The following is a 19,184-nucleotide window of genomic DNA, read 5'->3' on the forward strand; positions in this document are numbered from 1 at the left end:
GGGGGTGCAGCTGCTCGGTGGCTACGGCTACACGCGGGACTACCCGGTCGAGCGGATGATGCGGGACGCCAAGATCACCCAGATCTACGAGGGCACCAACCAGGTGCAGCGGATCGTCATGGCGCGGCAGCTGCTGGCAGACATCTAGGACGGGTGTCCGGCGCTCCGGGATCCCGGAGCGCCGGAGCGTCCGTCACCGGTCGGGGGCGGTCTCGCTCACCGGCCGTACGGGGCAACCCCGCAGGGCGTACGCGAGCAGACCGGTCACCGCCAGGACGGCGGCGCAGGTGGTGGCGGCGGTGGTCCCGGCGGGTTGGATCAGCCAGCCGGCGACCTGCATCTTCAGATCCGGGCTGGGCCCCATCATCGGCAGCACCGCGATGAGGGTCCAGGTCAGCGGGGCGATCCAGGCCAGGGCGGCGCCCAGCAGTGTGGCGCCGAGCGCGGTGAGGCCGAGCAGCCCCGCGGTGTTGCGCAGCATGAGGGCGAACGGTTCGTAGCGCGTGTCGGTGACCATGCTGAGGGACAGCAGCGCGGTGATCGCGGCGGCGGCGAGCAGCAGGTGCCCGGCACGGCGTACCGGCCAGTTGACCGCCATCGTGTGGTCGAGGGCGCCGTCGGCGCCGTTGAGGGTGGTGCCGACAGCGACCACCGCCAGCATGATGGCGAGGCTGGCCGTCCGGGTGCTGATGGTCGTCGCGTCGGTGTAGGCCAGTGACAGCGCCCAGGTCAGCGCGATCAACGCGGTCGCGGTGGTCAGGGCGACTGGCACCCGGCGGGAGCGCAGGTGGAGCTGGAGCCACCTCACGGCCGGTCCGCCGACATGATCGCCATCAGCTCGTCGTCCCGGCAGGCCAGTGCGCCCTCGCGTGCCGCTGCCATCCGGCGTCGTTGCTCGGCCTCCGGCAGGCTCACCAGCGCCTGGTACGCGCTCTCCAGCAGCGCCATCTCCTCGGGTGCCCATCCGGGCTGCGGGGCCGGTGGCTGCCCGGTCAGCCAGGCGGCGGCGACGATCCGGGCGCGGTACACGTCGCCCAGAATCGGCTGGTCACCGCACTCCTGCCGCCAGGCAGCCTCCAGCAGGGACGGCAGGAAGTAGTCGCCGGACAGGTCGGCGTGCCCGAAGCTGTCGATCGTGGGAGTGTCGAAGACGAGGGTGTCGGCGGAGTTGCGGGGCGGTGCCAGGTCCGGTTCCAGCATCGCCCAGAAGGTGACCCGTTCGGTCTCGACCGCCCGGACCGGTGCGTTGGGCAGCTTCGCCGCCATCAGGCCGAGCGCCTGGCGGGCGGGGCCGACGACATCGGGCAGCAGCCCGGCGTGCGCCCGCCGCACGCAGACCTGCGGGCCGTCGTTGTCGCAGACCAGCTCGATGGCGACCGGGTCGACGGCCGCCGCCCCGCGGGCTCCGCCGACGGGCAGGAGCGGTAGGGCGACCGCGACGCCGAGCACCGCGGGGAGTACGGCGAGCGCGATGGCGTGGCGGCGGACCGCACCGAGCAGCAGCAGGCCGGTCGCGGCGAGGGCCACCAGCCACAGCGCCTGGAGCAGACTGACCCGCGTCATGACCGTCTGGAAGTCGTCCAGACTGTTGATCGTCGGTAGGAGCAGCATCGCCGCCGGTTCCGCCCGGAACCGCGCGATCCCCGTGCTGGTGTCGGGTGCCATGGCCAACTCCGGAACCAACCCCACCAGGGCGAACCCGACCACCGCGAGGACCGGCGCGGTGATCACCCTTGGAACGGCCCGGCCGGCGGCCATTCCCAGCCAACCCGCGGCGACCAGTGCCGGGATGCCGACCGCGGTGACGACGATCGCCGCGAACGGGAAGTAGCCAGCCGTGGGCACCACCCATCCGGCCCCGACGAGGAACGTCAGGAGGTACGCGGTCGTCACCGAGACCGCGAGCGCGCCGGCGGTCGGGACGACACGCTGCCAGCGTGGCCGGACGGTGCTGGCGAACAACTCGTCGACCCGGTGGCGCGCGTCGCGTCGGCCCATCCACGCCCCACCGGCCAGCGCGAGCGGCAGCAGCACCATCAGCAACGACCGGGCCATCACCGCCAACTGCATCCACCGGCCCGCGAAGAACTGGGTGGACGACAGCAGCAACGCCGCGCCGGTCACCAGCAACAACAGGGCGGTGCCCAGCGCCGCCGAGCGGCGCAGCTCGATGCGGAGGACGCGTCCCGTCATGCCGACACCCGCTCACGGTAGGCGCGCAGCAGCGACGAGTAGCCGCGTTCGGTGGCGCTGTCACCGGCGTCGCCGGCCCCACCCTGCTCGGTGAGCTGCCCGGTGGTGCCCTGCCACACCAGCCGGCCCTCACTGATCAGCACCACGTCGGAGCAGGCCACCGCGACGTCCTCGACCAGGTGGGTGGAGACGAGTACGCAGCTGTCCAGGCCGATCTCCCGCAGCAGCTCGCGGAAGTCGAGGCGCTGCTCCGGGTCCAGGCCGACCGTCGGCTCGTCCAGCAGCAGCACCGCCGGGTCGTTGACGATCGCCTGGGCGATGCCGGCGCGGCGCAGCATCCCGCCGGACAGCGTCTTCATCCGCGAGTCGGCGCGGTCCGCCAGGCCCACCCGTTCGACGGCCCGCTGCACCGCGCCAGGGATGACCGCCTTCGGCATCTCCTTGAGCCAGGCGATGTACTCGACGAACTCCCGGACGGTGAAGCGCGGGTAGAAGCCGAAGTGCTGCGGCAGGTAGCCCAGGCCGCGGCGTACCCGACGGAGGTCGGCGTTGCCGGTGACCTCGCCACCGAGCACTGTCAGTCGCCCACCGGCCGGCTTCACCACGGTGGCCAGGGCGCGCATCAACGTCGTCTTTCCGGCGCCGTTGGGGCCGAGCAGCCCGTGCACACCGGTGCCCAACCTGAGGTCGAGTTCGTTGACGGCGAGGTGTCGGCCGGCCCGGACCTGCAACTTCTCGGCGTGCACCGCCCACGCATAGGTGGACGGGGCGGTCTCCGCCACGCTGACCGTACGCATCATGATCTCTCCATTCGGCGCTGGCTCGATGTCGTCATCGGTGCAGAAGGTTCTGGTGCGGCTCGTGCGGCCGTCGCCAGGCTCGAACGAGCACGACGGCCGTCAGCGCCACTGTGGCGAGCGCCCATCCCGGCAGGCTGCCGCCGGAGAGGACCGCCGGAAGTCGCCCGTCGGCGAGGCTCGGCACGACCACGCCGGCGGACCAGGCGACTGTCAACGCGAGTGCCGCGCGGTCGACCCCCACCACCGCGCCCAGCGCCAACGCGCCGGCGGTGAACCCCAGTGCGGGCAGCAACCAGAGGCCGGGGGAGTGCCCGGTGGCCCAGCCCGCCACCGCCAGCACCGGTATGACCGCCGACAGCACCCCCAACGTGCGGCGCATCAGCAGCGGCAGGCCGGTGCGGGGCATGGTGGCCGTCAGCTCCCAGGCCGGGTCGAGGCGCCGGCTCCAGACCGCCGCCACCGGCAGCAGCGGCGCCACCGGCGCGATCAGCAGCACCAGCGACGGCAGGCTGTTGAACGTCCACTCGAACAGGGCCGCGGCCAGCATCAACCCGGTGGCGGTGACCAGCCAGGGCAGCACCCGGGCGGCGACCCCGGTGCGCAGCAACCGGTGACGGCGTACCGGACCCGGACCGGTGGCGATTCCGGTGGCGATCCCGTCGGCCACCCGGCTCAGCAGGTCCCGGGTGCCCGGGTCGACGGCGTCCGTCAGCACCGCTCGGCAGGCGGCGCAGGTTTCCAGGTGCGCCTCGACCGCCCAGATGGCGGTGTCGTCGACGCCGGCGCCGCCGGAGGCGTACTGGGAGATGAGGGTGGGCGACGGGTGACTGGTCATGACAGCGCCTCCCGGAGGGCGATTCGGGCCCGTCGGGCACGCGTCTTCACGGTCCCCTCCGGCATGCCGAGCAGCAGGGCGGTCTCCCGCGCGGTCAACCCGTCGAGGACCATCGAGCGCAGCACCTGACGGAGTTCCGCCGGTAGCTCGTGCAGGGCACGCTCCAGGTTGGCGTCCATCCCGCCGGCCAGTGCCTCGTCCTCGGCGGCCGGGGCCACTGTCTCGAAGGTCTGCACCGACGGGATCCGCTCCCGTCGGGCCCGGTGGCGGAACGCGTCGATCAGCCGGTGCGCGGCGATCGTCCACAACCAGCCCACAGCGCTGCCGGAGGTGGAGGACTGCGCCTGGCTGCCGGCCGACCGCCAGACCGCCAGGTACGTCTCCTGCAACACCTCGGCCACCACGTCCTCGTCGGCGCAGCGCCGACGCAGTCGCGCTGTCAACCACGGGGCGGTACGCCGGTACAGCGCGTCGAACGCGCGCCGGTCGCCCCGAGCGACGCGGCGAAGGAGTTCACCCTCGTCGAGCCCGTCCAGACTTCGTTTCACACCAGGCAAGACGACGCGTACCCCGGCCCTGGTTCTGATCCTGTTGTGACTCCGGTCACATTCGACCCGGCCGGGAGGGGTGGGGTGACTCCCCACACATCGGGAACGTCATCCGCCACGGAGGTGTTGCCGAGCGAGAGGATCACCCTCGGATCATCGCCCCACCCGGCCGCCCCCGCCACGACCCCTGCCTCGTCACGTCCACGCTGCCCACCTCGGGCATCCCACACCGTGCCGCCACGTCCATGCGGTCCGGTGACGCCCGCGCCGCCGCTCGTGACGACGCGCCCCGCAGAGAGATCGAGATGATGAAGCAGCTGGTGGAGAAGACCGGACGCGATACCGCCGTCGTGCAAGAGGTGCTGCCCGGCGACCTGATGACCAACCGTCAGCGGGCGCAACTCGTCCTCGTGCTGGGCGCGTTGATCGCGATCGGGCCGTTGACCATCGACATGTACCTGCCCGCGCTACCCGCCATCACTGCGGGCCTGCAAACCACCGAGACCGCTGTGCAGTTGACGCTGACCGGCACGCTCGTCGGCCTCGCGCTGGGCCAGCTGTTGATCGGGCCGCTCTCCGACGTGGTCGGACGGCGGGTGCCGCTGCTGGCCGGGTTGGCCGCGCACATCGTGGCTTCCGTCCTGTGCGTCTTCGCGCCCAACATCGCGGTGCTCGGCGGGTTGCGCGTACTCCAGGGGCTCGGCGTCGCCGCCGCCACAGTGGTCGCGACAGCCGTGGTCCGCGACCTGTTCAGCGGGGCCTCCTTCGCCCGGATCTTCTCCCGGCTGATGCTCGTCATGGGCCTCGCGCCCATCCTCGCGCCGACCCTGGGCAGCGGCCTGCTGAGCTGGACCGACTGGCGGGGCGTCTTCGCGGCGCTGGCGGTGCTGGGCGCGCTGCTGATCGTCGTGGCGGCTCTCCGGCTCCCGGAGACCCTTCCGGTGGCGCGTCGGCGGCACGGCGGGGTGCGCGCCACCCTGCGCGACTACCGGGGGTTGGTCAACGACCGGGCGTTCGTCGGCCTGGTGCTCGTCGCCGGGCTGGCGATGGCGGCCCTGTTCGCGTACGTCTCGGGTTCGTCGTTCGTGCTCCAGCAGGAGTACGGCCTCGACGAGCAGCAGTTCGGCATCGCCTTCGGGGCCGGCGCCGTGGGCCTGATCGGGGCCACCCAGTTCAACGTGCGGCTGCTGCGCCGCTACACCCCGCAGCAGATCCTGGTCAGCGCACTGATCGCCGGCACCGCGGCCGGTCTGCTGCTGGTCATGTTCGCGGCGACCGGCATCGGTGGCCTGGGCACCCTGCTCGCGTCACTGTGGCTGGTCCTGGCCGCGGCCGGCCTGGCCCTGCCCAACGCGCCGGCGCTGGCAATGAGCCGGCACAGCGAGGCCGCTGGCACCGCCGCGGCGCTGCTCGGCGCTGTGCAGTTCGGCATCGGCGCGGTGTCGGCGCCACTGGCGGGTCTGTTCGGCACCGGGAGCGTACCGATGGCGATCGTCATCGCGGGCGGCATGGCCGCCGCGCTGATCGTCATGGTCCTCGTCGTTCCCCGCGCCAGCCTCGGCACTGTCGACAGGGACCTGGCGGTCGCGCTGCACTAGCCCGGAAGAGACGAGAGGGGCGGGCCGGTCGACCGGCCCGCCCCGACGATCAGCGGATCTCGGTGGTGTCCTCGGGGCGCGGTTGACCGCGCGGTGGGGCGGACCAGGGTGATTCGCCACCCACCCGGCGGGGCAGAGGCTCGGTCGGTGTCGAGTCCGCGGGGTAACCCAGAGTGAGGGGCGCGGTGTCGCGCTCCGCGGGTGCGGGGGCCGGCCAGTCGGTCAACGTGAAGTCGTCGTTGCGGGGGCCTCCGTCCGACACGGGGGTGGGTGCCACGGCCGGTTCGGTCGCCGGGCTCGGCCACTGCCGCCACCGCTGTTGGCTGAAGGTCGCCATCAGCAGCAGCAGGCCGAGCAGGAAGAGCGTGCCGTTCTCCACGGGCAGTCGCAGCGGCAACGGATCGCCGAACACCTTCCACTCGTGCGGGATCGCGTCCCGCACCGAGAAGGGCGCCACGAACATCCCGATATACGGGGTGACCAGCAGCGCTCCGGCCACCATCGGGCCCAGCGGCGAGAAGCGCAACGTGCCGAGCAGGCCCAGCAGGACACCGCCGACACCGAGGTACACGGCCGGCTCGATCAGGTTGGCGGTGTTGAACGTGCCGATCTCCACCCAGCGGTCGACCGTCCGGCTCGACCCGTCCTGCCCCAGTGTGACCAGCACCCAGGTGATGGGCGCCACCACCAGCCCGGCGAGGAAGCTCCAGAGATGTCGCATCCGCGCACCGTACCGTTTTCGACATGACTGAGCACCTCTCCGCCGCTCCAACCGGCAAGCCGACGTCGTACTCGCGCGTCACTCTCAGCAAGATCATGACCGCGGTGGACGTCAACCTCTACGGCACCGTGCACGGCGGAGTTCTGATGAAGTTCGTCGACGACGTGGCCGGGGCCGCTGCCGCCCGACACAGCGGCGGCACCGCGGTGACCGCGGCGATCGACGAGATCGTCTTCTCCGAGGCGGTCCGGGTCGGCGACCTGGTGCACGCGCACGCCCAGGTGAACTGGACCGGCCAGACCTCGATGGAGGTGGGCGTGCGGGTGGTGGCCGAGCGGTGGGACTCGGCCGAGGACGCTCCGGTCCGGGTGGCCACCGCGTACCTGGTGTTCGTCGGTGTGGACGTGGGTGGGGCGCCGCGGACGGTTCGCCCGGTGCTGCCGGAGACGGCGGAGGACGAGCGCCGGTACAAGGAGGCGGAGATCCGCCGAGCGCACCGGTTGGCCCGCCGCCGCGCCATCCAGGCCCACCGCGCCGGCTGACCCACATGGGGTGCCGGGTTGGAGTGTGGGACGGGCACGCGTCGGTTGGCCTACCCGGTGCGCAGAATGGCGCTTCGAGGTAGGGCAAGATGGCGCCACGGCCCAGTCACAGTGTCGTGCGGGCCAGGGGGAGGGTGGAGCAGTGGGTGACATGCTGTGGACGCCGCCGGCGGACGTACGTGAGCGGTCCCGGATCGGCGCCTACCTGCGCTGGCTGCGGGAGCACCGCGGGCTGGACTTCGCCGACTACGACGCGCTGTGGCGCTGGTCCACCACCGATCTGGACGGGTTCTGGCGTTCGATCTGGGACCACTTCGAGGTGATCGCGCACACCCCGCCGAGCGCCACCCTGGCCGAGCGGGGGATGCCCGGCGCCCGTTGGTTCCCCGACGCCACGCTCAACTACGCGGAGAACGTGCTGCGGATGCCGGGGCGGGCCGACGACGACCCGGTGGTGATCTCCCACGGGCAGACCCGGGCGCCGGTCACGCTGACCGCCGGTGAGCTGCGCGAACAGGTCCGCCGGGTGTCGGCCGGGCTGCGCCGGCTCGGCGTCACCGCCGGCGACCGGGTGGCGGCGTACGCCCCGAACATCGCCGAGACGTACGTCCTGCTGCTGGCCTCCGCCAGCCTGGGCGCGATCTTCTCGTCCTGCGCGCCCGAGTTCGGCACCCGCAGCGTCACCGACCGTTGGCAGCAGATCGAACCGACGGTGCTGGTCGCCGTGGACGGCTACCGGTACGGCGACAAGCCCGTGGACCGGCGTGCCGAGGTCGCCGCGATCCGGGCCGCCCTGCCGTCGCTGCGCCACACGGTCAGCATCGGTTACCTCGACCCGACGGGCCCCGCGCCCGAGGGTGCGCTGGGCTGGGCCGAGCTGGCCGCACCAACCGACGAGCCGTCGACGTTCACGCCGGTGCCGTTCGACCACCCGCTCTACGTGCTCTACTCCTCGGGCACCACCGGGCTGCCGAAGCCGATCGTGCACGGCCACGGCGGCATCCTGCTGGAGCACCTGAAGATGCTCGCCCTGCACCACGACCTGGGCCCGGCCGACCGGTTCTTCTGGTTCACCACCACCGGGTGGATGATGTGGAACTTCCTGGTCTCCGGCCCTGCGGTGGGTGCGGCCATCGTTCTCTTCGACGGCAACCCGGGGGTTCGGGCGGAGCCCGGCCGGCCGGCCGAGCCGGACCTCGGTGGGCTGTGGCGGCTGGCGGCGGAGACCGGCACCACGTACTTCGGCACCTCCGCGCCGTACCTGCTGGCCTGCCGCAAGGCCGTGTTGGTCCCCCGGGACGTCGCCGACCTGTCGGCGCTGCGCGGCGTGGGTTCCACGGGTGCGCCGCTGCCCGCCGAGGGCTTCCGCTGGGTGTACGAGACCGTCGGTGACCACCTCCAGCTCCAGTCGCTCTCCGGCGGCACCGACGTGTGCACCGGTTTCGTCAGTGGGGTGCCGCTGCTACCGGTGTACGCCGGTGAGATCGCCTGCCGGGCGTTGGGCGCCAAGGTGGAGGCCCGTTCCGCCGACGGCACGCCGGTCATCGGCGAACTCGGCGAGCTGGTGATCACCGAACCGATGCCGAGCATGCCGGTGGGCTTCTGGAACGACACTGACGGCACCCGCTACGCGGAGGCGTACTTCGGCGTCTACCCCGGTGTCTGGCGGCACGGTGACTGGATCACCATCAACGAGCGGGGTGGCTGCGTGATCACCGGCCGCTCCGACGCCACGCTCAACCGCGGTGGGGTGCGCCTCGGCACCGCCGAGTTCTACTCAGTGGTGGAAGGGCTCGACGAGGTGCTCGACTCGGTAGTCGTGCACCTGGAGGACGACGAGGGTGGCGCCGGTGAGCTGCTGCTCTTCGTGGTGCTGGCCGAGGGTCTGGAGTTGGACGACCCGATGCGCGCGAAGATCTGCCGTGAACTGCGTACGGCGCTCTCACCCCGGCACGTGCCCGACGAGATCCACCAGGTGCGTTCGGTGCCCCGTACCCTCTCGGCGAAGAAGCTGGAGGTGCCGGTCAAGAAGATCCTCACAGGCACGCCGGTAGACCAGGCGGCGGCCAAGGGTGCCCTGGTCAACCCCGAGTCCCTGACCGCCTTCGCCGCACTGGCCCAAAGCCGCACGAAGTCCTGACCCCCTCCCCCCGCGATCTTGCACTTGCTGTCCCGACTTAAGGGGCACTCCACCCATCTCGACGACCCAAACTGCAAGATCGGCGGGGCGGGGCGGGGCGGGGCGGGGTGGGGTGGGGGTTAGGGGAGGTCGTGCGTGACTTTTTCTGCGGTCAGCCTGGCGGCTCGGCGGGCCGGGTCCTGGTTGGCGCAGAGGACAACTGTCGCGGCCCGGGTCAGCGGGGCCAGCAGCCAGTCGACCGGGTCGGGGTAGCGGGTGGCGTCCACGAGGATTCGCGCGCCGGGCTCGATGCCCAACTCGGTGGCGCGGGCCTCGGCGCGACCCAGCAGGTGCGCGTCGGTGGGGCCGGGGCCCGATTGCGGCGTGAAGTGGTCGCCGTGTCCGCGTACCTCGACGACGTAGTCGACGAACCCGGGCGGCACCTGCCGAAGCGGGGCGGCGAGCGGGGCCAACCCGAGGGCGTACCGCTCGTCGGCGGACCAGGACTGCGCCTCGTCGAACCTGTCGGCGGCGGCGAAGAGCACCCCCACGTCGCCCGGTGTGTCGACGACGCTCAGCTTGGCCGACCAGCAGGCCAGCAGCACCGCCGCGGTCTGCCAGTGTGGCGGCAGCAGCACGCCGGCCGGGGTGCCCGGCGCGAGGCCGACCTCGTCGACGAGGAGGTTGGCGGTCTTCGACACCCAGTTGGCCAAGGTGACGCCGGAGAGTTCGGTGCGGTCGCCGGTGGCGTCGTCGTACCAGGTGAGCAGCGGTCGGGTCGGGTCGGTCGCGATCGCGTCGGCGAACACCCGGGCAATGTTGTCGGCCATCGGCGCGAACGATACGCCAGTGCGGGCCGTACTCGATGACGACGACAAGTCGGCGTACCGTCGGGTCGCAGTCAGCGTCGGCCCCGCGCCCCGGCGTAGGCTTTACCCCCGGAGTGTTGTTCCCCACAGGCCCGCCAGTTCAAGGAGTCGCCCCGTGACCGCCGGTCGCCCGCCCCGCGTGCTCATCGACGCCACGAGTGTCCCCACCGACCGTGGTGGTGTCGGTCGATACGTCGACGGTCTGCTCGGTGCCCTCGGCAAGGTGTGCGGGTCGGGGGTGGAGCTGGCGGTGGTCAGCCTCCGCACCGATCTGGAGCGCTACACCCGCATGCTGCCCGGCGCGGAGATCATCCCGGCCCCGGCCGCCGTGGCGCACCGCCCGGCCCGGCTCGCCTGGGAGCAGACCGGCCTGCCGCTGCTCGCCCAGCAGGTGGGCGCAGAGGTGCTGCACTCGCCCTTCTACACCTGCCCGCTGCGGGCCGGGTGTCCGGTCACGGTCACCGTGCACGATGCGACGTTCTTCACCGAGCCGGAGCATTACGACAAGTCGCGCCGCACGTTCTTCCGCAGCGCCATCAAGACCTCGTTGCGCCGCGCCAACCGGGTGATCGTGCCCAGCAAGGCCACCCGGGACGAGCTGATCCGGCTGCTCGACGCCGACCCGACGCGGATCGACGTGGCCTACCACGGCGTCGACCAGGCTGCCTTCCACGCTCCCACCGAGGAGGAGAAGGCGCGGGTCCGCGCGCGTCTGGGGCTGGGCAACAGCAGCTACGTCGCCTTCCTCGGTGCCAAGGAGCCCCGCAAGAACGTGCCCAACCTGATCCGTGGGTGGGCGCGGGCGGTGGCTGACCGGGTCGACCCGCCGGCCCTGGTGATCGCCGGTGGGCAGGGGCACGACGAGGACATCGACCGGGCGGTGGCCGAGGTGCCGTCGCACCTGCGTCTGCTGCGACCCGGCTACCTGCGCTACGCCGACCTGCCGGGTTTCCTCGGCGGTGCCCTGGTCGCCGCGTACCCGTCCTACGGCGAGGGGTTCGGGCTGCCGATCCTGGAGGCGATGGCGTGCGCCGCCCCGGTGCTGACCACGCCCCGGCTCTCGCTGCCCGAGGTGGGCGGCGACGCGGTGGCGTACACCTCGGAGGACCCGGAGCAGATCGGCGCCGACCTGGCCGCCCTGCTCGACGACGAGCAGCGGCGGTTGTCGCTGGCGAAGGCGGGGTTCGACCGGGCCAAGGAATTCACCTGGGAGTCCAGCGCCGAGGTGCACATCGCCGCGTGGAGTCGCGCCCGTTCCTGATCCTCCGCGCCGCCGCAGGTGACCCGTGCCACTTTGGGCAGGTACGTCGGGCATGATGTGCGGATGCTCTATGCGGTCATTCCGGCAGGTGGCAGTGGCACGAGGTTGTGGCCGCTGTCCCGCGCTGGCCATCCCAAGTTCCTCCACCCGTTGACCGGCACCAGCGCCTCGCTGCTCCAGGCGACGGTGGAACGGCTCGCGCCGCTGACCACACCGGATCGGACCCTTGTGGTCACCGGTGCCGCGCACGTCGCGGCGGTGGCACGGCAGCTGACGGTGCTCCCGGAGGAGAACATCCTGGTCGAGCCCTCCCCCCGGGATTCCTGCGCGGCGATCGCGTTGGCCGCCGCGGTGATCGCGACGCGTGATCCGAACGCGGTGATGGGCAGCTTCGCGGCCGACCACCTGATCCGCGACCCGGACAGCTGGGTCTGCACTGTGCAGGAGGCGGTTCGCGGGGCCGAGCAGGGCATGCTGATGACCGTCGGGATCACTCCGACCCGTGCGGAGACCGGCTACGGCTACCTGGAGACCGGCGATCCGACCGAGGGTGTGCCGTGGCGGCCGGTGGCCGAGTTCAAGGAGAAGCCGGCCGCCGAGGTCGCCGAGGCGTACGTCCGTTCGGGCCGGCACCTGTGGAACGCGAGCATGTTCGTCTGGCGGGTGGACGTCTTCCTCGCCGAGCTGGCCCGCCAGCAGCCGGCACTGCACGCCGGCGTCGCCGCGATCGCCGCGGCCTGGGGCACCCCGGAGCAGGACGACGTCCTGGGCGCGATCTGGCCGACCCTGCCGAAGATCTCCGTCGACTACGCGGTGATGGAGGGCGCGGCCACTGCGGGCCGGGTCGCGACGGTGCCGGGCGACTTCGGTTGGAACGACGTCGGTGACTTCCACACACTGGGTGACGTGCTGCCGGCCGACGACGCGGGCAACGTGGTGCTCGGCACGGAGGCCAAGCCGGGTGTGCTGCTGCGGGACAGCAGCAACCTCGTGGTCGTGCCGCAGTCGGGTCGGTTGGTGGCCGTGCTCGGTCTGCGCGACCTGATCGTGGTGGACACCCCGGACGCGGTGCTGGTCTGCCCCCGCGACCGGGCACAGGACGTCAAGGCCCTGGTCGACGAGCTCAAGGAGCGAGGCGAAGAGGGCTACGTTTGAGGGCGGCGAGGGCCGGCGCGATCAGTTGGACGGTCCCGCCGGCCAGCGGCTCGGGCAGCTGGTCCGGTGGGAACCAGCCCAGCTCCTCTGCCTCGTCGCTGACCTGCTCCACCGCCGAGGGCGGAGCGACCACCGCGAACCGGACGTCGTAGTGCGCCGAGCCGCCCTGACACTGCACCTGGTGCACGTCCACGTCGATCGGCACCGGGTCGATGCGCAGGCCGGCGATCCCGGACTCCTCGGTGGCTTCGCGGAGCGCGGCACCGACCACTGTCTGGTCGGTCGGCTCGCAGTGCCCGCCGAGCTGCACCCAACGCCCGAACTTGACGTGCAGGCAGAGCAGCACCCGGGAGCCGGTGGAGTCCAGCACCAACGCGCTGGCGGTGACGTGCCCAGGCCGGTGCTGCCGGCTCATCGCGACCGGGCCGGCGGCGAGCAGCGCGAGGGTCCGGTCCCGCGCGCTGGCCGCGTCCGGGCTGGTGGGCTGCCAGCCCTCCAGCAACGCGGTGGCGTCGGCGTGCAGCGCCCTGTACGCCTCGGGGTCGGTGGTCGGGCCGGTCGGGTCGGTGATCACGGTGTCAGGCACCCCGCCACTGTACGAGCGCGTGCTCCGTACGCTGGCTCGATGACAGTGCGACTCGTCGAATTCGTGGTGGCCGGTAACGAGGCCAGCGATCTGTTGCCGGTGCGGTCGGCGGCGCTGCTGCGCGCGTACGGCGCCCGGCGGGGCTTCTGGACGGTGCTGGACGAGGGGCCGGTGGAGCGCTGCCTCGCGCTGCTGCTGGAGCGCGACGACGGGGAGTGGACGGCCCGGCACGTGCGGGCGGATGCCGGTGTGGAGAACGGGCGGACCGAGGACGGTGAGGCGCTCGCCCACCACGACGGCTGGGTGTACGCCTTCGGCTCCCACTTCGGTTCGAAGGCTGGCCCGCTGCGACCTCGGCGCGCCTTCGTGGCCCGGTTCCGTGAGGACGACGCGGTGGCCGGGCCGGTGCCGGTGCACGTGGTGCGCAACTCGTTTCGACTGCACCGGGCGGTGAACGATGCTCTCGCCGCGTCGCCGTTGACCCTCCTGCCGGCGGGGGAGCGGGTGCGGGAGCGGTTCATCGTGGAGACGCTGGCCCGGGGGACCGTCCGGGAGAAGAGCTGGGTGAGCCGGTTGGCCCCGAGCGACCTGCCGTTGAACGTGGAGGCCGCGGCGTTCACTCCGGCCGGGACGGTGCTGCTCGGGCTGCGTTTCCCGGTCACCGACGCGGGTGAGCCGATCCTGGTCGAGGTGGCCGGTGTGCCGGGCATGTTCACGGCCGAGCGGGCGTGGCCGCGGGCGTTGGGCGCGTACGTATTGACCGGCGTCACCCCGCCGGGGCAGCTGACCGGTTTTCGCGCGATCACCCCGACGGCGGACGGCGGGTACGCGGCGGTGATCGGGTCGATCGACGCGCTGGGCAAGGGGTCGGTCCTGCTCGACGACCATCCGGGTGGGGGTGAGGTGACCTCCCGGCACGTCCGCTTCCGACTTGACTGTGGCGAGGCGGGCGACGGGCGCCGGCTCGTCGGGGAGCAGGTGGCGGACCTGGCCCCGTTTCACCACGTCGAGGGGGTGGCGGAGCTGGACGGGCGGCCGTTCTACGTCACTGACGAGGACCATCGGGTCGCGCTCTGGGTCGGCTGAGCCGGAGCGGGGGCGGGATGACCGGACGGCACCTCCGCGGAGCAAGGGCCGCAGACCCTCGTGGTGCCGTCCGATCACCGGGGCCTCCCCGGTCCCGGTGCCCCCGGCAGCGCGGGCGTCACTGACGCGCGGCGCCGTGTTCGGGCATGGGAAGCATGCCGAACCGGCCCCGGAGGCGTCGAGGTTTTTCAGTCCAGGCTTAAAGATGGAGAATAGTGCCGGCCAGGTAGAGTCGAACGGTCAACCGGCACCCCCCTGCCGGCGACACGGGAGCGCTCCATGCTGAAGATCCACTTTTCTGGGGAGGACATCCTCCGGACCCGGGTGGCGCCGGCGGCGGACCCGGTCTGGGAGCTGGTCCTCAGCCTGCACGTGCTGCGCGGCCGCACCCGCGATCCGTTGACCGCCAACTGGCGGCGCAGCGTGGCCCGGGATCTGCGCCAGGACTCCTCCTCCGAGCAGCTCCGCATGCTCTTCGCACTGAACCCGCCGCGCGGCTACTTCCCCGACTTCCTCACCCCGTACGCCAGCGTCGGCGGCTTCGAGGCCGGGCTGGAGGCGGTCCGCAGCACCCCCACCGAGTTGCTGCACCGGGACCTGAGCGTGCTGGCCGCCGAGAATCAACTGCCCTCCTCTGCGGCCGCGCTCGCTCGCGGTGAGGTGTCGGCGCTGCACCACCTGGCCGACTCGATGGAGCAGTACCGGTCGCTGGCGATCAGCCCGTACTGGAGTCGGATCCAGGCCGCGGTGGCGGCGGACCGCGCGCGTCGGGCGCGGGCGCTGCTCGACGGCGGCATCGAGGGCCTGCTCACCAGTTTCCGGCCGGCGATGCGCTGGGAGAGCGGGGTGCTGGAGGTCCGCAGCTACCCGCACAGCCGGGAGCTGCACCTGGACGGCCGCGGGCTGCTGCTGGTGCCGTCGTTCTTCTGCGCGGCCACCCCTGTCGCACTGCTCGACCCGGCGCTGCCACCGGTGCTGGTCTACCCGGTGGACCGGCTGGGCGCGTTGGTGTCCGCCAACGCCGGCGCCGCGTCCGGTGCTGCCCGCGAATCACTCGCCGCGCTGCTGGGCCGCACCAGGGCGGCGGTGTTGCAGGCCAGCGACGAGGGCTGCACCACCGGCGAGGTCGCCCGCCAGCTCAACATCTCACCGGCGGCGGCGAGCCAGCACGCCACGGTGCTGCGCAACGCCGGCCTGCTGGTCAGTCACCGCGAACGCAACAGTGTGCTGCACACGTTGACCCCGCTGGGCCGGGCCATGCTGGACGCCTGACCCGGCCGTTGCGCGAAGGGTGAGGGCGGCGCTACAGGGCGAGCGCGGCGCTCGCCGGGCTGCCAGGAGGCGGCGGCAACAGTGTCGACCCGACGCCCTGGGCGGCCAGGGCGACGCGCAGCCGGTGCAGGTCGGCGCCGAAGCGGACCAGACCCATCGGCTCGACGGGCGTCGGGGCCGAGCCGAGCAGCAGGTCGGCGCCGTCCGGCCACCCGGGCATCTCGGCGACCAGACCGGCGCGTACCTCGGCCTCGTCGACCAGCGTGAAGACCGTGCCGGGGGCGACCACACCGGCGACCGCGTCGATCGCCCGTCGCACAGCGGTCAGGTCGGCCGGTGTCGGGCCGGGACCGTCGGTCAGTGTGGCCGCGTCGGAGAGCCCGGCGGCGCGGGCCTCGGCGGTACCGAGCGAGAACAGGTCCTGCGCCGCGTCGCGGATCAGCGCCCGCGCGCCACCGGCGTCGTCCAGATCGGTGGCGGGCAGGTAGCCCCGCACCACAGCGACGGGGACCTGATCGCACTTGCCCTTGATCAGCTCGCCGGCACCCGCCAACTCGTCCACCACTGCCATCTGGGTCAACTGCAACTCGTTGCCGTACGGGTCGACCTCGCCCCGGTGGTCGCGAATGGCCGGCATCCCGGCCACGCCGAGCGCCACGTCGGTGAGCCCGTTGCGCCAGGGTCGACCCATCGTGTCGCTGATGATCACCGCCAGGTCCAGGCCGTAGCGCTCCCGCAGCGCGTCCCGCAGGGCCCGCGCCGAGGCGTCCGGGTCGACCGGCAGCAGCACCAGTTGGGTCTTGTCCACGTTCGACGCGTCGATCCCCGCCGAGGCCATCACGAAGCCGTGGTGGGTCTGCACGATCCGGGTCGCACCCCGGCTGGCGACCACTCGCGCGGTCTCACCGGCCAGGACCTCGTCCCGGGCGGCCAGCCGTTCCGGCCCGTCCGCCGGCACGTCGACGAGCCGCCCCTCCGCCTTGGAAACGATCTTGCTGGTCACCACCAGCACGTCGCCGTTGCGCAGCCACGGCGCGGCGGTCCCGATCACCGCGGCCAGGTCGTCACCCTCGGTCACATGACCGATGCCGAGCACCGGCAGAATCTCCAGCCTCACGTCAACTCCACCGCGGCGCGGACCATTGCCGCCGTCGCCGCCTCGTCGGTCATCCGCAGCGGCACCGCGCGGACCGTCACCTCGGGCACCACAGTGCCCGCGTCCTCCTCGGCCACCAGCCAACCGTCGAGCAGGCCGCCGCTCGCCCGGCCGCCGTAGAGCCGGCCCACCCCCGCCGCGCTGCACTCCACACCGAGCACGGCCAGGCAACGGTCGGCCATCCCCCGCACCGGCGCGCCGCCGATGATCGGGGAGACACCCACCACCGGCGCCGGGCCGTCCGCCACCGCCGCGCGCATCCCCGGTACGGCCAGCACCGGCGCGACGCTCACCACCGGGTTGCTCGGCGCGATGAGCACCAGGTCGGCCGAGGCGATCGCGTCCAGCACCCCGGGCGCCGGCTTCGCCGTCTCCGCTCCGACGAACACGAAACGATGCGTGGGGATGTCGGCGCGGTACCGCACCCACCACTCCTGGAAGTGGATCGCCCGCTGGCCCTGGTCGTCCTCCACCACGGCATGGGTCTCCAGGCGGTCGTCCGTCGCCGGCAACAGGCGTACGCCCGGCTCCCAGCGGCTGGCCAGCGCCTCGGTGACAGCGCTCAACGGGTAACCGCCGTTGAGCATGGTGCTGCGGACCAGGTGGGTGGCGATGTCCTTGTCGCCGAGGCCGAACCAGGTCGGCTCCGCCCCGTACGCGGCCAACTCCTGTTTGACGGTCCAGCTCTCGCCGACCCGCCCCCAGCCCCGTTCCGGGTCGGCGCCCCCGCCGAGCGTGTACATGACGCTGTCCAGGTCGGGGCAGATCTTCAACCCGTGTAACCACAGGTCGTCGCCGACGTTGACCACGGCGGTCACCTCCGCGCCGACGTCACGGGCGTACGCCCGGACCCCGAGCAGGAACCGGGCGCCGCCGATGCCGCCAGCCAGAACCACGATGCGCATGTCGACCATCCTCGCGCACGTGACGCCTCCGATCCGTGGGTGGCCCGCGAGACTAGGCTCACGTGCACCCTGTCCGTTGATGCCCCGAGGGGGAACCCGTGACCAGCCCCGCCGAGCCCGCGTCCGCTGACGCGACGCAGGCCCGCCAGCTGACCAAGCCGCTACGGGAGCTCGCCGCGCTCGCGCTGCTTGGCGCCAACGCCGTGTTCCTCTTCGTGGGCCTGCTCCGGCTCATCGCACCGAACGACTACAGCTCCTTCACCGACCGCGCGGGCAGCGCCTTCTACGCGTTCATCGGGGTGGAGGCGGTGGGTCTCCCACTGCTGGCGGTGCTGCTGGCCACGCACATCTCGCCGGTGGTGGCGAAGGCGAAGCTGATCACGCAGGTAGCCGTCGTCGAGTACGCGGTCAGCGCCCTGTTCGGCACGCTGACCATGCTGATCTGGACGGTGGGCCGGCTGGCCGAGGCCGAGGTGCTCGACGCGCTGCTCGGTGTGCTCACCCGGTTCGCCTGGATGGTGATCTTCGCGATCGCCGCCTGGGTGGTCTACACCATCTGGCGCGCCCACTACTACGTGCCGCGCCCCAAGCCGCAGCCCGGCGTCTACGGCCAGCCTCAGTCGGGCTGGCCGCAGCAGCAGGGTGGTTGGCCGACGCCGGGTCAGCCGGGCGGCCAGCCGCAGGGCGGATGGCCCGCATCCGGCCAGCCCGGGGGCTACCCGCAGGCTGGTTACCCGCAGCCCGGCCAGCCGGGCGGTTACCCGCAGGCCGGCCAGTACGGCCAGCAGTCGCCACCGTTCCAGGCCCCGCAGTCGGCCCCACCGTTCCCGCAGTCCGCGCCGCCGCACCCGCAGTCGGCTCCGCCGCACCCGCAGTCGGCTCCGCCGTTCCCGCAGTCCACGCCGCCGTTCCAGGCGCCGCAGTCCGCGCCGTCGGCGAACCCCGCTCCCCAGTCGGCACCGCCGTCCCCGGCCGCGCCGCCACCCGCCGCGCCGCCGTTCGGGCAGCCGCCGTCGGCCGACCCCACTCAGGCGATCCCGCGTCAGTCCGCCGACCCAACCGAGGTCATCTCCCACCCGGCCGACCCGGACACCGACCGCACCCAACACATCAAGCCCAACGACCACCCCGATCAGCCCCGCTGAGCCACCCAACCCCCGTCGGCCCCCACCGACCCTCGTCGATCATGGAGTTATCGCTCGATCACACGGCGTGTCGCGGCGATAACTCCATGATCAACCGGGGGTGGCCGGGAGGGCGGCCGGGTGGGCGGCCGGGAGGGCGGCCGGGTGGGCGGCCGGGAGGGTGGGCGGGTGGGTGGGCCGGGTGGGCGGCCGGGAGGGTGGGCGGGTGGGTGGGCCGGGGTGCCGGTTCCCACCGGGGGGCTGGGCGGGGTGGGGCGGGCTCGCGCTGCGCATAGGGTGGGTAGTGCGTTGGTGTCCACGGCACCTGCGTGGGCGACGCGCGCCTGCGGCGGCCGCGGCGCTGTCCAGGGCAGTGGCGGCCGACGCGCAGCGCACACGGCCGCTCTCCTCTCC

At 72.6% G+C, this 19,184-nt stretch carries 19 protein-coding genes; 9 read left to right on the forward strand and 10 right to left on the reverse strand.

Translation table 11 applies throughout. The features are described 5' to 3' along the window. Nucleotides 1-148: acyl-CoA dehydrogenase family protein (locus NIE79_RS30085; protein WP_274524881.1), on the forward strand; the 148-nt coding region annotated here is incomplete at its 5' end. Nucleotides 149-193: 45 nt separating this feature from the next. Here the strand turns inward: NIE79_RS30085 and NIE79_RS30090 are convergent. From NIE79_RS30090 to NIE79_RS30110, 5 genes are read right to left on the reverse strand one after another with little or no spacing between them, the layout of a single operon-like run. Continuing rightward, complete coding sequence (locus NIE79_RS30090) at nt 194-808, reverse strand: hypothetical protein (RefSeq protein WP_238681787.1); 615 nt, start codon at nt 806-808, stop codon at nt 194-196. Further along, a complete protein-coding gene (locus NIE79_RS30095; RefSeq protein ID WP_238681788.1) occupies nt 805-2,193 on the reverse strand; it encodes a hypothetical protein in 1,389 nt (462 codons plus the stop codon). The genes NIE79_RS30090 and NIE79_RS30095 overlap by 4 nt, the downstream gene beginning before the upstream one ends. Beyond that, nucleotides 2,190-2,990, reverse strand: a complete 801-nt coding sequence (locus tag NIE79_RS30100) for an ABC transporter ATP-binding protein (protein ID WP_238681803.1) — start codon at nt 2,988-2,990, stop codon at nt 2,190-2,192. Before NIE79_RS30100 ends, NIE79_RS30095 begins: the two co-directional genes overlap by 4 nt. 34 nt (nt 2,991-3,024) lie before the next feature. Continuing rightward, nucleotides 3,025-3,828 carry a zf-HC2 domain-containing protein gene (locus NIE79_RS30105; RefSeq protein WP_238681789.1) on the reverse strand — a complete coding sequence of 268 codons (804 nt, stop codon included), beginning with the start codon at nt 3,826-3,828 and terminating at the stop codon, nt 3,025-3,027. Beyond that, a complete protein-coding gene (locus tag NIE79_RS30110) occupies nt 3,825-4,376 on the reverse strand; it encodes an RNA polymerase sigma factor (protein ID WP_238681790.1) in 552 nt (183 codons plus the stop codon). Before NIE79_RS30110 ends, NIE79_RS30105 begins: the two co-directional genes overlap by 4 nt. Before the next feature lie 305 nt (nt 4,377-4,681). On the opposite strand from NIE79_RS30110, the gene NIE79_RS30115 reads away from it, so the two are divergent. Next, nucleotides 4,682-5,974 (forward strand): multidrug effflux MFS transporter, encoded by a 1,293-nt coding sequence (locus tag NIE79_RS30115; protein ID WP_238681791.1) that lies wholly within the window; start codon nt 4,682-4,684, stop codon nt 5,972-5,974. A 49-nt stretch (nt 5,975-6,023) separates the two neighbouring features. On the opposite strand, the gene NIE79_RS30120 is transcribed toward NIE79_RS30115, so the two are convergent. Then, entirely contained in the window at nt 6,024-6,695 is a 672-nt protein-coding gene (locus NIE79_RS30120) for a hypothetical protein (protein WP_238681792.1), read from the reverse strand. A 23-nt stretch (nt 6,696-6,718) separates the two neighbouring features. Between NIE79_RS30120 and NIE79_RS30125 the strand changes: the two genes are divergently transcribed. Both NIE79_RS30125 and NIE79_RS30130 read left to right on the forward strand, forming a co-directional pair. Beyond that, complete coding sequence (locus NIE79_RS30125) at nt 6,719-7,237, forward strand: acyl-CoA thioesterase (protein WP_196928284.1); 519 nt, start codon at nt 6,719-6,721, stop codon at nt 7,235-7,237. 142 nt (nt 7,238-7,379) lie between these two features. Continuing rightward, nucleotides 7,380-9,377 carry an acetoacetate--CoA ligase gene (locus tag NIE79_RS30130; RefSeq protein WP_238681793.1) on the forward strand — a complete coding sequence of 666 codons (1,998 nt, stop codon included), beginning with the start codon at nt 7,380-7,382 and terminating at the stop codon, nt 9,375-9,377. A 119-nt stretch (nt 9,378-9,496) separates the two neighbouring features. On the opposite strand, the gene NIE79_RS30135 is transcribed toward NIE79_RS30130, so the two are convergent. Then, nucleotides 9,497-10,186, reverse strand: a complete 690-nt coding sequence (locus tag NIE79_RS30135) for a TIGR03089 family protein (RefSeq protein ID WP_238681794.1) — start codon at nt 10,184-10,186, stop codon at nt 9,497-9,499. Between the two features lie 154 nt (nt 10,187-10,340). Between NIE79_RS30135 and NIE79_RS30140 the strand changes: the two genes are divergently transcribed. Next, the gene (locus NIE79_RS30140; protein WP_238681795.1) at nt 10,341-11,486 is read left to right on the forward strand and encodes a glycosyltransferase family 4 protein; all 1,146 of its coding nucleotides are present in this window, start codon (nt 10,341-10,343) and stop codon (nt 11,484-11,486) included. Nucleotides 11,487-11,549: 63 nt separating this feature from the next. Then, entirely contained in the window at nt 11,550-12,641 is a 1,092-nt protein-coding gene (locus NIE79_RS30145; RefSeq protein WP_238681796.1) for a mannose-1-phosphate guanylyltransferase, read from the forward strand. Here the strand turns inward: NIE79_RS30145 and NIE79_RS30150 are convergent. Further along, nucleotides 12,610-13,227 carry an NUDIX hydrolase gene (locus NIE79_RS30150; RefSeq protein WP_238681797.1) on the reverse strand — a complete coding sequence of 206 codons (618 nt, stop codon included), beginning with the start codon at nt 13,225-13,227 and terminating at the stop codon, nt 12,610-12,612. The genes NIE79_RS30145 and NIE79_RS30150 overlap by 32 nt on opposite strands. 39 nt (nt 13,228-13,266) lie before the next feature. On the opposite strand from NIE79_RS30150, the gene NIE79_RS30155 reads away from it, so the two are divergent. Both NIE79_RS30155 and NIE79_RS30160 read left to right on the forward strand, forming a co-directional pair. Beyond that, entirely contained in the window at nt 13,267-14,313 is a 1,047-nt protein-coding gene (locus NIE79_RS30155) for a DUF4185 domain-containing protein (RefSeq protein WP_238681798.1), read from the forward strand. A 279-nt stretch (nt 14,314-14,592) separates the two neighbouring features. Beyond that, on the forward strand, nt 14,593-15,585 hold the full coding sequence (locus tag NIE79_RS30160; protein ID WP_238681799.1) for an ArsR/SmtB family transcription factor: 993 nt from the start codon (nt 14,593-14,595) through the stop codon (nt 15,583-15,585). A 31-nt stretch (nt 15,586-15,616) separates the two neighbouring features. Here the strand turns inward: NIE79_RS30160 and NIE79_RS30165 are convergent, their stop codons facing one another. Together NIE79_RS30165 and cofD are read right to left on the reverse strand one after the other, a co-directional pair. Continuing rightward, nucleotides 15,617-16,702, reverse strand: coding sequence for a coenzyme F420-0:L-glutamate ligase (locus NIE79_RS30165; protein ID WP_238681800.1), 1,086 nt, complete (start codon nt 16,700-16,702; stop codon nt 15,617-15,619). Next, nucleotides 16,699-17,646, reverse strand: a complete 948-nt coding sequence (cofD, locus tag NIE79_RS30170) for a 2-phospho-L-lactate transferase (RefSeq protein ID WP_238681801.1) — start codon at nt 17,644-17,646, stop codon at nt 16,699-16,701. The genes NIE79_RS30165 and cofD overlap by 4 nt, the downstream gene beginning before the upstream one ends. A 98-nt stretch (nt 17,647-17,744) precedes the next feature. Here cofD and NIE79_RS30175 point away from each other — a divergent pair, with 98 nt between their 5' ends. Next, nucleotides 17,745-18,791, forward strand: a complete 1,047-nt coding sequence (locus NIE79_RS30175) for a hypothetical protein (RefSeq protein WP_238681802.1) — start codon at nt 17,745-17,747, stop codon at nt 18,789-18,791. The last annotated feature ends 393 nt before the right edge of the window (nt 18,792-19,184 follow it).

Source organism: Micromonospora trifolii, from assembly GCF_022229005.1.
Taxonomy (GTDB): Bacteria; Actinomycetota; Actinomycetes; order Mycobacteriales; family Micromonosporaceae; genus Micromonospora; species Micromonospora trifolii.

What these genes read in the sequence shown, in the direction of transcription:
- cofD (WP_238681801.1), bottom strand. Translation starts at nt 17,646, where the DNA reads ATGCGCATCGTGGTTCTGGCTGGCGGCATCGGCGGCGCCCGGTTCCTG.
- NIE79_RS30105 (WP_238681789.1), bottom strand. Translation starts at nt 3,828, where the DNA reads ATGACCAGTCACCCGTCGCCCACCCTCATCTCCCAGTACGCCTCCGGC.
- NIE79_RS30145 (WP_238681796.1), top strand. Translation starts at nt 11,550, where the DNA reads ATGCTCTATGCGGTCATTCCGGCAGGTGGCAGTGGCACGAGGTTGTGG.
- NIE79_RS30120 (WP_238681792.1), bottom strand. Translation starts at nt 6,695, where the DNA reads ATGCGACATCTCTGGAGCTTCCTCGCCGGGCTGGTGGTGGCGCCCATC.
- NIE79_RS30155 (WP_238681798.1), top strand. Translation starts at nt 13,267, where the DNA reads ATGACAGTGCGACTCGTCGAATTCGTGGTGGCCGGTAACGAGGCCAGC.
- NIE79_RS30125 (WP_196928284.1), top strand. Translation starts at nt 6,719, where the DNA reads ATGACTGAGCACCTCTCCGCCGCTCCAACCGGCAAGCCGACGTCGTAC.
- NIE79_RS30135 (WP_238681794.1), bottom strand. Translation starts at nt 10,186, where the DNA reads ATGGCCGACAACATTGCCCGGGTGTTCGCCGACGCGATCGCGACCGAC.
- NIE79_RS30100 (WP_238681803.1), bottom strand. Translation starts at nt 2,990, where the DNA reads ATGCGTACGGTCAGCGTGGCGGAGACCGCCCCGTCCACCTATGCGTGG.
- NIE79_RS30160 (WP_238681799.1), top strand. Translation starts at nt 14,593, where the DNA reads ATGCTGAAGATCCACTTTTCTGGGGAGGACATCCTCCGGACCCGGGTG.
- NIE79_RS30095 (WP_238681788.1), bottom strand. Translation starts at nt 2,193, where the DNA reads ATGACGGGACGCGTCCTCCGCATCGAGCTGCGCCGCTCGGCGGCGCTG.
- NIE79_RS30115 (WP_238681791.1), top strand. Translation starts at nt 4,682, where the DNA reads ATGATGAAGCAGCTGGTGGAGAAGACCGGACGCGATACCGCCGTCGTG.